Source organism: Streptomyces sp. NPDC014995, from assembly GCF_043080745.1.
In the GTDB taxonomy this organism is placed as follows: Bacteria; Actinomycetota; Actinomycetes; order Streptomycetales; family Streptomycetaceae; genus Streptomyces.
Genome location: NZ_JBIBVX010000027.1, coordinates 19,221 through 31,368 on the forward strand (window position 1 = coordinate 19,221; position 12,148 = coordinate 31,368).

Annotated in this window: 11 protein-coding genes and 2 pseudogenes; 5 read left to right on the plus strand and 8 right to left on the minus strand. The window is 74.5% G+C overall.

Going from position 1 to position 12,148, the window contains the following annotated elements; translation table 11 throughout:
• The first annotated feature begins 6 nt into the window (after positions 1-6).
• The 3 genes and pseudogenes from ACF1A1_RS37070 (at position 7) to ACF1A1_RS37080 (ending at position 1,822) form a co-directional block, all read left to right on the plus strand.
• Positions 7-864 carry an aldo/keto reductase gene (locus ACF1A1_RS37070; protein WP_392006281.1) on the plus strand — a complete coding sequence of 286 codons (858 nt, stop codon included), beginning with the start codon at positions 7-9 and terminating at the stop codon, positions 862-864.
• A 270-nt stretch (positions 865-1,134) separates the two neighbouring features.
• Positions 1,135-1,419, plus strand: a pseudogene (locus ACF1A1_RS37075) (ABC transporter ATP-binding protein); the annotation flags it as partial.
• A 121-nt stretch (positions 1,420-1,540) separates the two neighbouring features.
• Positions 1,541-1,822: a DUF5133 domain-containing protein gene (locus tag ACF1A1_RS37080; RefSeq protein WP_392006283.1), complete on the plus strand. Its 282-nt coding sequence runs from the start codon at positions 1,541-1,543 to the stop codon at positions 1,820-1,822.
• Positions 1,823-1,841: 19 nt separating this feature from the next.
• Here ACF1A1_RS37080 and tgmB read toward each other — a convergent pair whose 3' ends face one another.
• The 6 genes from tgmB to ACF1A1_RS37110 all read right to left on the minus strand — a co-directional run bounded on the left by tgmB (position 1,842) and on the right by ACF1A1_RS37110 (position 7,824).
• Complete coding sequence (tgmB, locus tag ACF1A1_RS37085; RefSeq protein WP_392006285.1) at positions 1,842-2,828, minus strand: ATP-grasp ribosomal peptide maturase; 987 nt, start codon at positions 2,826-2,828, stop codon at positions 1,842-1,844.
• 15 nt (positions 2,829-2,843) lie between these two features.
• Positions 2,844-3,035 (minus strand): putative ATP-grasp-modified RiPP, encoded by a 192-nt coding sequence (gene tgmA / locus ACF1A1_RS37090; protein WP_352251714.1) that lies wholly within the window; start codon positions 3,033-3,035, stop codon positions 2,844-2,846.
• 235 nt (positions 3,036-3,270) lie between these two features.
• A complete protein-coding gene (locus tag ACF1A1_RS37095; RefSeq protein ID WP_392006287.1) occupies positions 3,271-3,552 on the minus strand; it encodes a DUF1232 domain-containing protein in 282 nt (93 codons plus the stop codon).
• A gap of 620 nt (positions 3,553-4,172) precedes the next feature.
• Entirely contained in the window at positions 4,173-6,275 is a 2,103-nt protein-coding gene (locus ACF1A1_RS37100; protein WP_392006289.1) for a xanthine dehydrogenase family protein molybdopterin-binding subunit, read from the minus strand.
• Positions 6,272-7,267 carry an FAD binding domain-containing protein gene (locus tag ACF1A1_RS37105; protein ID WP_392006291.1) on the minus strand — a complete coding sequence of 332 codons (996 nt, stop codon included), beginning with the start codon at positions 7,265-7,267 and terminating at the stop codon, positions 6,272-6,274. Before ACF1A1_RS37105 ends, ACF1A1_RS37100 begins: the two co-directional genes overlap by 4 nt.
• Entirely contained in the window at positions 7,264-7,824 is a 561-nt protein-coding gene (locus tag ACF1A1_RS37110; protein ID WP_392006293.1) for a (2Fe-2S)-binding protein, read from the minus strand. The genes ACF1A1_RS37105 and ACF1A1_RS37110 overlap by 4 nt, the downstream gene beginning before the upstream one ends.
• A 215-nt stretch (positions 7,825-8,039) precedes the next feature.
• Here ACF1A1_RS37110 and ACF1A1_RS37115 point away from each other — a divergent pair, with 215 nt between their 5' ends.
• Positions 8,040-8,726 (plus strand): maleylpyruvate isomerase N-terminal domain-containing protein, encoded by a 687-nt coding sequence (locus ACF1A1_RS37115; protein ID WP_392006295.1) that lies wholly within the window; start codon positions 8,040-8,042, stop codon positions 8,724-8,726.
• A gap of 34 nt (positions 8,727-8,760) precedes the next feature.
• Here the strand turns inward: ACF1A1_RS37115 and ACF1A1_RS37120 are convergent, their stop codons facing one another.
• Together ACF1A1_RS37120 and ACF1A1_RS37125 are read right to left on the minus strand one after the other, a co-directional pair.
• Positions 8,761-10,017, minus strand: coding sequence for a hypothetical protein (locus ACF1A1_RS37120; protein WP_392006297.1), 1,257 nt, complete (start codon positions 10,015-10,017; stop codon positions 8,761-8,763).
• Positions 10,018-10,648: 631 nt separating this feature from the next.
• Positions 10,649-11,314 (minus strand): GntR family transcriptional regulator, encoded by a 666-nt coding sequence (locus tag ACF1A1_RS37125; RefSeq protein ID WP_392006299.1) that lies wholly within the window; start codon positions 11,312-11,314, stop codon positions 10,649-10,651.
• A 222-nt stretch (positions 11,315-11,536) separates the two neighbouring features.
• On the opposite strand from ACF1A1_RS37125, the pseudogene ACF1A1_RS37130 reads away from it, so the two are divergent.
• A pseudogene (locus ACF1A1_RS37130) lies at positions 11,537-12,134 on the plus strand (FAD-dependent oxidoreductase); the annotation flags it as partial.
• Positions 12,135-12,148: the final 14 nt, after the last annotated feature.

The following is a 12,148-nucleotide window of genomic DNA, read 5'->3' on the forward strand; positions in this document are numbered from 1 at the left end:
GAGCCCATGCACACCCGCCGCATCGGTGACGTCGAGGTCAGCGCGATCGGACTGGGCGCGATGCCCATGTCGATCGAGGGACGGCCCGACGAGGCACGCTCCCTCGCCACCCTGCACGCCGCCCTCGACGCCGGGGTGACGCTGATCGACACCGCGGACGCCTACCACCGCGACGCCGACGAGGTCGGCCACAACGAGACCCTGATCGCCAAGGCCCTCGCCACCCACGACCGGGGCGGGGACGTCCTCGTCGCCACCAAGGGCGGCCATCTGCGCCCCGGCGACGGCAGTTGGACCCTCGACGGCAGCCCGCGGCACCTCAAGGAGGCCTGCGAGGCGTCCCTGCGCCGGCTCGGCGTGGAGGCGATCGGCCTGTACCAGTTCCACCGGCCCGACCCGCGCGTGCCGTACGCCGACTCCGTCGGCGCGCTGCGCGAACTGCTCGACGAGGGCAAGGTCCTGCGCGCCGGCGTCTCCAACGCCGACCCCGAGCAGATCAGGCAGGCCAACGACATCCTGGGCGGCCGGCTGGTCTCCGTGCAGAACCAGTTCTCCCCGGCCTTCCGCTCCAGCGAGCCCGAGCTGCGCCTGTGCGACGAACTCGGCATCGCCTTCCTGCCGTGGAGCCCGCTCGGCGGTATCTCCCGGGCCGGGGAACTCGGCTCCGCCCACGCGCCGTTCGCCCGGATCGCCGCGGCGCACGGGGTGAGCCCGCAGCGGGTCTGCCTGGCCTGGATGCTCGCCAAGTCGCCGGTCGTCGTCCCCATTCCCGGCGCCAGCCGCCCCGAGACGATCCGCGACTCGGCCGCCGCGACGGAACTCGCCCTCACCCCCGAGGAACTCGCGGAACTCGACGCCGCCTGAACGCGCCCCGCACGCGCCCCCTTCGTCCGGCACCCGGGGAGGACCACCGCCGAAGGCGTCGCCGCCCGACAGACCGCTCGACCATCGCTACCGGGACGAACACCCGGTCCGCACGCTCGCCCACCTCTTCCGCGCCGACCGGTACCGACTGGCCGGCGCGGTCGTCGTCTTCACCGTCAAGCACAGCCCCGTCCGGCTGCTGCCCCTGATCACCGCGTCCATCATCGACACCGTCGACCGGCACCAGCCCGTCGGCAGGCTCTGGACGAGCACCTTGCGATCGCCCGCGCCCTGATCAGGGACCCCAGGGTGCTGATCCTCGACGAGGCCACGTCCGCGCTCGACACCCGCCCCGAGGCGCTCGTCCAGCAGGCCCTGGCCCGGCTGCTGCACGGCCGCACCACCTTCGTGGTGGCGCACCGCCTGTCCACCGTGCGCGGCGCCGACCGCATCGTCGTGGTGGGGGACGGCCGGATCCTGGAGACCGGCACGCACGAGCAACTGCTGCGCCGCGGCGGCGCGTACACGGCGCTGCACTGCGGGCAGGCCGCCTGACGCCCACCGGGGGCCAAGTGGCCGGAACCGGGCCCCCGGAGGGTGACATGCGCCTCACACACGCATGTATCGCCCAGGGCCGGGCACACGCTGCCCACTACATCTGGAGAGAGGGGCGCTCGTGATCGTTCCGGACCCGAAGGCCGTCAGGACGTTGCTGACGCGGTACGCGTCGCTGAAGATCGCTCAGGCGGAGAGGGAAAGGCCGCACACCGCGCGCGAGTTGGAGGACGTCACCTACACCCTGTGCGTCCTGATGGGCACCTCCGACGTCCGCGAGGCGGTCGCCGCGGCGGACGCCCTGCTCGACCCCGCGGTACGGCGACCGCCGGCGGCCCGGGTGCCGAAGCAGGACCAGGACCCGGAGAGGGACGGGGAGAGCGGGCTCTCGCTGGCCGTCTGAGCGCACGTCCCGACCCGGCTCAGGGAACCGCCGAACCGCAGCGGTCCGCGGGCCGGGTCTGCCGCCGGGGGCCGGACCCGGCCAGCCACTCAGCGATGGTGCGGGCGATCGGCTGGCCGGTGTCCACCTCGACGAAGCCGAACTGCCCGGACTGGTTGCACTCCAGGAACCACCACGTCCCGTCGGCGTCCTCCGCGAAGTCGAAGGCGCCGTACGCCAGTTCCGCCTCGCGCAGATACGTCCGTACGGCGTCGGCGAGGCGCGGCGGGACCTCGACCGGGCGCCACGGCGCGGCGGAGGGCGCGAAGCGCACGTCCACCACGTCGGGGTCGCCGTCGGAGGCCGTCACCTTGCGGGCGGCCAGCAGCCGGTCGCCCACCGCCGTCAGCCGGACGTCCGCCCGCTTGGCGATCCGCCGTTGCAGCAGGGTCGGCCCGTAGGCGACGGCGGCGAAGTCGGCGTCCGGCGGGACCCGGGTGGTGGGCACGGCCCGGGGCGGATCCTGCGGATGCGCCCCCGACACCGGCTTGACCACCAGGTCCGGGTAGCGCTCCGCGAAGTCCCGTGCCGCCTGCGGGAACGTCGTGATGAGGGTGGCCGGCACGGGCAGCCCACAGAGCTGGGCCAGCCGCAGCTGCCACGGCTTGTGCCGGGCCCGCAGGGCCGCGTCCGGAGGGTTCATCCAGCGCGCCCCGCTCCCGCGGAGCATCCCGTACAGCGCCTGCGAGGCCTCCTCCGTGAGCCACGCGGACGGTTCGGGTGCCCGGGCCGCCGCCGCACCGGGCCGGCGGATCCAGACGGAACGCAGCGAGTCCAGGCTCACCAGCCGTCCCGCGGACGACAGATGCCCCCGAAAGGCACCGTGCACGTACTCCGCGGAGAGCGCGACGGTGTGGGTGAGGTCGGCGGGGTCCAGCCGCACGACGGGAACGCCCACGGCGTTCAGGTGGACGACCACCATGTCCGCCGTGACGTCCTCTTCACAGGTCAGGATGAGCACGGTCATCGTGTCGGTCCGTGTTCAGTCGTCGAAGTGAGTCTTGGAACCCGCCGTCGAGGTCGTCGTCCCGAGCTCTCTCAGCAGCGCGTGGTCACGAGCGGCGATCCGGCCGTCGAGGAGCACGTTCAACTGCAGTCCTGGGTCATAGGCGTACGGAGTGGCGAACTCCAACTCCGCCGCAGGGCGGGCATAGTTGAGCGCGAACGGTTGCATCGTCTCTCCCTCGTCGGAACTGCCTCGATCAAGCGGTGCCGCTGTGCGACGTCACTCGGGCCCGCTGCGTTGGTGCGCCGTTCGGCCCGTCGTGACGGACCTTCAGTCACTTATACGAATCGAACGGGTGGTTGGTTTCCTTACTCTCCGTGATCGACGTGGCTGTGGAGCGCGGCGCAGGGAGCTGAGCAGGGGAGATGTGCCTCGGACGGGGCGAAAACTCATTACCGGTCGGTTAACCGACGGTCGTGGCGCGGTCGGGGGCGCGGCGCAGGGAGCGCAGGGCGAGCAGCAGGACGCCGATGTCGTCGAGGTAGACCGGGTCGGGCAGCACGTCGGTCGGGAGGACGAAGTACGCGACCGCGCCCCAGAACACCCAGCGCGGGCCGGTCGGCAGACCCGCCCGCCGCAGGCCCCGCCGGGCCCGGACCAGCCGTACGAGCACGGCGGCGGCCAAGGCGAACAGCACCGCCGCCAGTACCACCGCGACGGCGATGAGCGTGGTGGTCACATCCACGGGCCCTCCCTGTGCGCGGTCCGCCGCGCGGTGTCCGGTGGTTCCCCCGTCATCGATTTCCCCGTTTTCGATTCTCGGATTCCCTCTTTCCGACGGAATATCGCACCCTCTCACCCGGGTGGCGCGGTGACACCGGCGCTGAGCGGCGCCCGCGCAGGTCCCGTGGCACGGGGACGGCGTCCCCCCTCGCCGTCCTCGCGGCGGCGCGCGCCCGCTCCTGGCTCCGCCTCCTGCCGGCCCTCTCGCTCGTTCCGGTCCGCCGCCTCGCGCTGCCCCGTGTCGTGGCGGTGCGCGCGGCGCCCAGGTCCTCGCCGGCCGCGTCGACGTGGTGGCGCTGTCGTTCCCGGCCGAGGCGACGCCCGCCCCACCGACGCCCGCCGGCCGCGGCCACCGCCGCCGGCGGCGCTCGCACCGCCCGCCCACATCCTCGGCGGCCGGCGACCCGGTCGCGGGACCGGACCCTCGGGCGGGTGGGGCGTGGGCTTGCGGACGTGGGAGGGGATCCGGCGCCGGGACCGGGATCGGGCGCCGGGACCGGGCATCCGACTGGTGCCCGGACCGCCCCGGGCGCCGGTCCGTCGTCCGGGGCGGCCCCCGGCGCCGAGTCCGTCGCCCTCGGGTCAGTGGCCCGGCTCCAGCAGGGCCGTCAGTACCCGGTCGGGTGTGAGGGGCAGTTCGCGCAGGCGGACGCCGGTGGCGTGGTGGACGGCGTTGCCGATGGCGGCCGCGGTGCCCACGATGCCGATCTCGCCGATCCCCTTGCCGCCCAGGGGGTTGAGGTGCGGATCGTCCTCCTCGACCCAGTGCGCCTCGATGTCCGGCACGTCCGCGTGCGCGGGCACGTGGTAGGACGCCAGGTCGGACTCGGTGAAGTCGCCGAAGGCGGCGTCCATGGTGCTGCCCTCGGTCAGGGCCATGCCCAGGCCCATGGTCATGCCGCCGACGAACTGCGAGCGGGCGGTCCTGGCGTTGAGGATGCGCCCCGCCGCGTACACCCCCAGCAGGCGCCGCACCCGCACCTCGCCGGTCACCGTGTCCACGGCGACCTCCGCGAAGTGCGCCCCGAACGCGTGCCGCGCGTAAGGGCTCTCGGCGTCCGCCCTGCCGGCCGTGTCGGCGTGCTCGACCAGGCCCTGTTCGGGCACCGGCCCGGGGAACCCGGTCAGGCGTTCCGCGAGCCGTACGCAGGCCTCGTGGACCGGCCAGCCCCAGGAGGCGGTGCCCGAGGAGCCGCCGGCCAGCGAGGCGGACGGCAGGTCACTGCTGCCCACCCGGATCCGGACCCGCTCCAGGGGCACGCCGAGGGCGTCCGCGGCGATCTGCGCGAGCACCGTACGGGCGCCCGTGCCGATGTCCGTGGCGTTGGTCTCGACCAGGAACGTCCCGTCGGGCAGGGCGCGCGCCGCGGCGGTCGAGGGAGCCACCTGCACCGGGTAGGTGGCGGCGGCCACACCCGTCCCGGTCAGCAGCGGGCCCTCGGAGCCGGAGCGCGGGCGGGGATCGCGCCGCGCCCACCCGAACCGGCGCGCACCCTCCCGCAGGCACTCGACGAGGTGCCGGCTGCTGAACGGCCTGCCGCTGTCCGGTTCGGTCTCCGGTTCGTTGCGGATCCGCAGCTCCAGGGGGTCCATGCCCAGCGCGACGGCGAGTTCGTCCACGGCCGACTCCAGGGCGTACATGCCCGGCGCCTCCCCGGGCGCCCGCATCCAGGACGGCGAGGGCACGTCCAGCGGGACCACGCGGTGCAGCGTGCGGCTGTGCGGGACGGCGTACATGACCCGCGCGGGGGTCGCCGCCTGCTCCACGAACTCCTTCACCCGGGAGGTGTGCGTGGTGACCTCGTGCACGAGGGACCTCAGCCGGCCGTCGGCGTCCGCGCCGAGGCGCAGCCGGTGCAGGGTGGGCGCCCGGTGCCCGACGACCGAGGGCAGCACCCGGCGGGGCAGGGCGACCGTCACCGGACGTCCGGTGTGCCGTGTGGCCACCACCGCGAGCACCACGTCCGGCCGGGGCGTGCCCTTGGACCCGAAGCCGCCGCCGACATGCTCGGCGACGACCGAGACCTGCTCCTCCTCCAGCCCGAACAGACCGGCGAGCACGGCCCGTACGACCGTGGTGCCCTGGCTGGAGGTGTGCACCGTCAACCGCTCGCCGTCCCAGTGCGCGGTGCTGGCGTGCGGCTCCATCGGGTGGTTGTGCAGGGGCGGCACCCGGTAGCCGACGTCGACCCGTACGGCCGCGTCCGCGAAGGCGCCCTCCGGGTCGCCGTGTTCGCGGACGGCGGGGTACCCGGCGTTGGCCTCCTCGGGGACGTACGCGGCCGGGTGCGTCGCGGACAGCGTGACGTCGTGCGGCTCCTCGGCGTACGAGACCCGCACGGCGGCGGCGCCGGCCCGGGCCGCCTCCTGGCTGTCGGCCACCACGAGGGCCACGAACCAGCCCCGGTGCGGGACGTGCGGGCCCTGAAGGACGGCGAGGGTGGGGTCGTCCGGTTCGGCGAGGCGCGGCGCGTTCTCATGGGTGAGGACGGTGACCACACCGGGCAGGGCGAGGGCGCCCGACACGTCGATGCCCGTGACCCGGCCGCGGGCGACCGCCGCGGGCACCGGGCGGGCGAACAGCCGCCCCGGCAAGGGGCGTTCGGCGGCGTAACGGGCGGTCCCGGTGACCTTCTCCCGTCCTTCCCGGCGCTCGGCGGGAGCGCCCACCGCGGTGGCGGTCATGAGTCCTCCCGGCGCCGTACGAGCCGCGTCAGGACGTCGACGGCGAGGTTGCGTGCGAGGGGCACCTTGTAGCCGTTGTCGCGCAGGGGACGGGCCTCGGACAGTTCGAGGTCGGCGGCGTGCTCGAACGCGGCCGCGGTGGGCGCCGCGCCCAGCAGCGCCTCCTCGGCCCGCCGGGCCCGCCAGGGCCGGTGCGCCAGCGCGCCGAAGGCGATCCCGGCGTGCGCGACCACGCCGTCGGACACCTCGAGCACCGCGGCGACGGAGGCCAGGGCGAAGGCGTACGAGGCCCGGTCACGGGCCTTGCGGTACGCCGACGGCAGCCCGGCCGTGGCGGCCGGCAGCAGCACGCCGGTGACCAGCTCGCCCGGTTCGACGACGGTGTCCCGCTCCGGGTGTTCACCGGGCAGCCGGTGGAACTCCGCGGCGGGTACCCGGCGCACACCCGCGAGGCCGTACAGCTCCACCTGCGCGTCCAGCGCGGCCAGCGCCACGGCCATGTCGGAGGGGTGGGTGGCGATGCACCGCTCCGAGTGGCCGAGCACCGCGTGGTCACGGTGGACGCCGTCGCGGGCGCCGCAGCCGCTGCCCGGCGCCCGCTTGTTGCAGGGCTTGGAGACGTCCTGGAAGTAGGGGCAGCGGGTGCGCTGGAGCAGGTTGCCGCCGGTGGTGGCCGCGTTGCGCAACTGCCCGGAGGCACCCGCGAGCAGCGCCTGCGACAGGGCGGGGTAGCGCTCGCGGACCCGCGGGTGCGCCGCGAGGTCGCTGTTGCGCACCAGGGCCCCGATGCGCAGCGAACCGTCCGGCAGCTCCCGCACCTCGTCCAGCGGGAGCCGGGTGACGTCGATGAGGGCGGCGGGCTGTTCGACGCCGAGTTTCATCAGGTCGACGAGGTTGGTGCCGCCGCCGAGGTAGCACGCGCCGGGGTGGGAGGCGTAGGCGTCGGCGGCCTCGGCGAGGCTGCCGGCCCGTACGTAGGCGAAGGGTTTCACCGGATCACGTCCTCGACCGCGTCGACGATCCGCGGGTACGCGCCGCACCGGCAGAGGTTGCCGCTGAGCCGCTCACGGATCTCCTCCCGGGTCAGCGGCACCGGCCCGGTGGGCGCGCGGGCGTCGGTGACGTGCGAGGGATGGCCCGCCTCCGCCTCGGCGATCGCCCCGACCGCCGAGCAGATCTGGCCCGGGGTGCAGTACCCGCACTGGAAGGCGTCGCGTTCCAGGAACGCCCGCTGGAGCGGGTGCGGTTCCTCGCCGTCGCCGGACAGGCCCTCGACGGTCGTCACGTCGCAGCCGTCCAGGGCGACCGCGAGCAGCAGGCAGCTGTTGACGCGCCGGCCGTCGACGAGGACCGTGCACGCGCCGCACTGACCGTGGTCGCAGCCCTTCTTGGCGCCGGTGAGGTCGAGATCCTCCCGCAGGACGTCCAGCAGGACCCGCCGGTGGTCGACGGTGAGGGTGTGCGGCTTGCCGTTGACGCGCAGGGTCGTGTCGGAGCGGTGGGGAGGCGGTGCGGTGGTGCCGCCCTCGGGGTCGTGCTCGCTGCCCATGTCGTGGATCCTTCCGGAAGATCCGTGGTGCCGTGGGGACCGCGTATCCAGCCCGCGCCGCATGACACGTACCGGCACGGAGGGCGACGGCGCCGCGACGGCGTGCGACGGCCTGCCGCGACCCGGCGGTCTGCCGCGACTTGGTGGTCCGTCGCGACCCGGCGGGCCGCCGTGTCGGGGCGTCTGCCGCGGGCCGGTTTCCTAGGCTGCCCGTCATGACCGATTCCCCAGTGCCCGACGCACCCCGGGTGGTTGTGCTGCGCGAGACCTACGGGACCCTCGCCGCCGTCGTGGAGTCCCTCGGCGAGGAGGAGTCCTGGCTGCCGACCGCCTGCACCGGATGGGCGGTGCGCGATCTGCTGTTCCACTGCCTCACGGACGCGCAGCGCGCACTGGTGGCCCTGCACTCGCCCACCCCGGACCCACCCGACCGTGACGCCGTCACCTACTGGCTGGACTGGGCGCCCGACCCGGTCGGCGCGGCGAACGGCCGGCGCTGGGTCCGGGTGACCGCGAGCATGTTCCTCGACTTCCGCCAGCTGCGCGGCCTCTTTCTGGAGACCGCCGCGGCGACCGTCACGGCGGCCGCCGCGGCCGACCTCGCCCGCCCGGTGTCCACCCAGGGCCACGTCCTCACCGCGGGCGACCTGGTCACCACGCTCGTCGTCGAGGCCGCCATCCACCACCTGGACCTCGTCCGTGACCTGCCCGACGCGCCCGGCCCCGCGCCCGCCGGCCTGGCCGCCGTACGGGAGACCCTGGACGGTCTGCTGGGCCGGCCGGTGCCCGTGGACTGGAGCGACGAGCACTACGCGCGGGCGGCGACCGGGCGGGCGCCGCTCACCCCGGAGGAACGGCGAGCGCTGGGGGAGGACGCCGAGCGGCTGCCGTTGTTCTGCTGACGGGTCCGGCGGACGCGTGGGTGGCGGCCATCGGTCAGCGGTCGGCCGCCGTGCCGGGGCCCCCGCCCGTGCCGTCCAGCTCCGTTCCGTCCTGCTTCGTGCTGTTTTGGACCGGTTTGTTTTGCTCTGGCCTGTCCTGCCCTGGCCTGTCCTGCTCTGCGGGGTTCTGGTCGGCTGAGCCGCCCCCGGTCGGCAGTGCCGGGCGCAGGCCCTTCGCCGACTCCCTGAGCCGCTCCAGAGTCCGGCCCAGCTGGGGGAAGGGGAAGCCGCCCGGCTTCGGCTGCGGCTGCGGGCGCGCGCCGGCCTCGGCCGCCTCCCGGTAGGCGGCCAGCGCCTCGTGGGCCTGCTCGGCGGCCTCCCGATACAGGTCCCGGGACTGCGTCATCGCCTCGAGCGCCTCGGCGTACATCTTCACGAGCCGGCGCTCGCGGGCCAGCTCCTCCTCCAGCGTCAGCAGCTGCCACTGCTCCCGCAGCGCGGTGAGCGCGGCCTCGCCGCCCTCCGGCAGCGGCTTGGGCAGGGCGGCGTACCGGGTCACCGCGTCCAGCAGCTCCGTGGGGTGCGTGCCGTCGAGGAACACGCTGCGCACCGAGAAGTCGCCCGCCTCGTACGCCTCCGGGGCGGGCGAGCCGGGCAGCACCAGCGCGCCGCCGCGCGGCAGCTCCACGTCGAAGTCCCGCAGCGCCCAGTTCACCGTGCGCAGCTGGTGGGGTGCCGCGCGGTGTTCCACCACCCGGTGGTGCAGGCCGGGAGGCAGCAGCGGGACCAGCGACCGCCGGCCCCGCTCGTCCGGTGTCATGGCCTCGTGCACCAGGACGTGGACGGTCCAGGTGTCCCGCAGGGCCTGGCGCAGGGTGCGTCGCAGCTCCTTGTCGTCCGCCGGGAGCGGGTTGATGTCGAGGTAGCGCTGCCCGGTGACCGTCTCGTGGCCCCACGGGGTGTCCTCGTCCCAGGGCCAGAACATCGCGGCCGGCGATGGTCCTCGCAGGTCCCACGGCCGCTCCGACTCCGCGACCAGCGTCCACTCCTGCCCCCGCCCCGACCACTGCGTGAGCGTCAGCCGGGCACGCACGGTCACGTCGGTGGGCAGCAGCCACCGGGCCTCGAAGGTCAGTTCCCCCTCGGCGGTGTCCTCGTCGGGCACCTCCAGGAAGTCCTGGATCGTCGCGTCGTCCTTGAGCGACCGGAGGTTCTTGCGCAGGACGTCCGGCGCCGCGGGCCCGGTGTGGCGGCCGCGGGCCAGCCACACCGTGGACGGAGTCGGGGGCGGGACGGGCGGGGAGGTGAGCATGAGTCCCTTCGTGAGAGCGGGGGGCGACGTGCGGGAGCCAGTATCGTCGTCGCGGCGGGTGGCCGATCAAGCGGGGGTGGGTGTGTACCGGGTCCCGTAGCGCCTTCCCACCTGCGGCATGTGTCACGCCCGCGGCTCCCGCGCGTCCCGTGTGATCCACACGAACGGGGTGTGCGCCGTTCACCAGGGCCGCCCCCCGCGCACCCGTGGCCCCGCCCGCCCGAGGCCCCGACAATCGACCCCGCGGACAGGGCTCGCCCACCATCCGCGTCGGGGCGGGCCCTGTCCCCCTGCCCGGACCGCTCCCGGCGGCGTCGGGCCGCGACGCCCCGAGGAGTGCGCCCGCGCCCGGCCCGGTCCTCGCCCCCGCCGGCGGCCGTGACGCACGCCGGAGTGCTCGCGCGCCCGTCCGCCCCGCCGCCCGCCGACGCTTCTCAGATCGTCCGGCACAGGCGGGCGGCGGCCAGCAAGCCTGCACCGGGAGGAACCGAGGGGCGCCGCGCACTGACACCGGACCGCCGCCGTCGCGTGCGTCTCACCGGCCCGCGGTGACGTCCGCCGTCGCGCACGCCTCCTCGGCGCACGCGTCGCCGCATCTCCCGGTCCGGCGGTGACGCGTCCGGGACGTGTGTCAGATGGCGTTGCGAACGGCCCGTTCGAAGCCCTCGACGTGACCGCGGGCGAGCCGGGCCGCCGTGTCGGGGTCACCGGCGACGATCGCCTCGATCAACGGGCCGTGCTCGTCGACGTGGCCGGCCATGTCGGACAGGCGGTCGATGAACAGGCACCAGATGCGGGTGGCCAGGTTGTCGTGGCGGACGAGCGTGTCCTCCAGGTACGGGTTGTGCGCGGCGGCGTAGACGGCGCGGTGGACCTGGAGGTCCAGGTGCATGAGCGCGGCGGCGTCGTACCCACGCGGTCCGGCGCTCTCCAGCTCCCGCCGCAGGGCCGTCAGGGTTGCCCGGTCCGTGGCCGTGGCACGCCGCGCGGCCTGGGCGGCGGCCAGGGGCTCCAGCTCCTGGCGCACCTCCGAGATGTGGGCCAGGTCGGTGATGTTGACCTCGGTGGCGAAGGTCCCGCGCCGGGGGTAGGTCGTGATCAGCCGCTCGTACTGGAGCCGCTTGAGTGCCTCGCGCACCGGCGTCCGTCCGACGCCGAGGGACTGCGCGAGCTGACCCTCGTTGATCGGCGCGCCCGGGCGGATCTCGAGCATGACGAGCCGGTCGCGGATGGCGCGGTAGGCGCGCTCGGCGAGGGACAGCTCCTCGCCCCTGGGCTCGGTCACCACCTGCTGCATGAAACGCCCCCTTGACCTGTCCGGCGAGCTCCCATACCTTACCTCACAGGCTAATATATCAGTTGCTCTTCAGTTGCTCTCATGAGGGTGCACAGATGGCAACGGACCCGTCGATCAGCACATCCGCCTCCTCCCTCTCCCTCCCGCTCAGCGGCTGGACCCGTGGCCGCCGTGCGCTTCGCCCCGGCCGCCGTCATGGAGGCCCAGGACGGCGACCGCGTCGTGGGCGTCGAGACCAGCCGCGGCCGCATCCTCGCCGGCCGGGTCGGCCTCGCCGCCGCCGGACACAGCAGTGTGCTGGCCGAACGCGCCGGCGTCCGGCTGCCGGTGCAGTCCCATCCGCTCCAGGCGCTCGTCTCCGAGCTGCACGAGCCGGTGCACCCCACCGTGGTGATGTCGAACCACGTGCACGTCTACGTCTCCCAGGCGCACAAGGGCGAGCTGGTGATGGGCGCGGGCGTCGACTCCTACAACGGCTACGGGCAGCGCGGCTCCTTCCGGGTGATCGAGCAGCAGATGGCCGCCGCCGTCGAGCTGTTCCCGGTCTTCGCCCGCGCGCACGTGCTGCGGACCTGGGGCGGCATCGTCGACGTGACCCCGGACGCCTCCCCGATCATCGGCAGCACCCCCGTGGAGAACCTGTACGTCAACTGCGGCTGGGGCACCGGCGGATTCAAGGCCACCCCGGCCGCCGGCTGGACCTTCGCGCACACCATCGCCACCGGCGAGCCGCACCCGCTGAACGCCCCCTTCGCCCTCGAAACGGTTCACGACGGGCGCACTGATCGACGAACACGGCGCCGCGGCCGTGGCGCACTGAAAGCCCGTTGAGAG

Bases quoted from the DNA above. Each gene is read 5' to 3' on its own strand.
- ACF1A1_RS37070 (WP_392006281.1), top strand. From the start codon at position 7: ATGCACACCCGCCGCATCGGTGACGTCGAGGTCAGCGCGATCGGACTG.
- tgmB (WP_392006285.1), bottom strand. From the start codon at position 2,828: ATGACCGTGCTCATCCTGACCTGTGAAGAGGACGTCACGGCGGACATG.
- tgmA (WP_352251714.1), bottom strand. From the start codon at position 3,035: ATGCAACCGTTCGCGCTCAACTATGCCCGCCCTGCGGCGGAGTTGGAG.
- ACF1A1_RS37100 (WP_392006289.1), bottom strand. From the start codon at position 6,275: ATGACCGCCACCGCGGTGGGCGCTCCCGCCGAGCGCCGGGAAGGACGG.
- ACF1A1_RS37110 (WP_392006293.1), bottom strand. From the start codon at position 7,824: ATGGGCAGCGAGCACGACCCCGAGGGCGGCACCACCGCACCGCCTCCC.
- ACF1A1_RS37115 (WP_392006295.1), top strand. From the start codon at position 8,040: ATGACCGATTCCCCAGTGCCCGACGCACCCCGGGTGGTTGTGCTGCGC.
- ACF1A1_RS37120 (WP_392006297.1), bottom strand. From the start codon at position 10,017: ATGCTCACCTCCCCGCCCGTCCCGCCCCCGACTCCGTCCACGGTGTGG.
- ACF1A1_RS37125 (WP_392006299.1), bottom strand. From the start codon at position 11,314: ATGCAGCAGGTGGTGACCGAGCCCAGGGGCGAGGAGCTGTCCCTCGCC.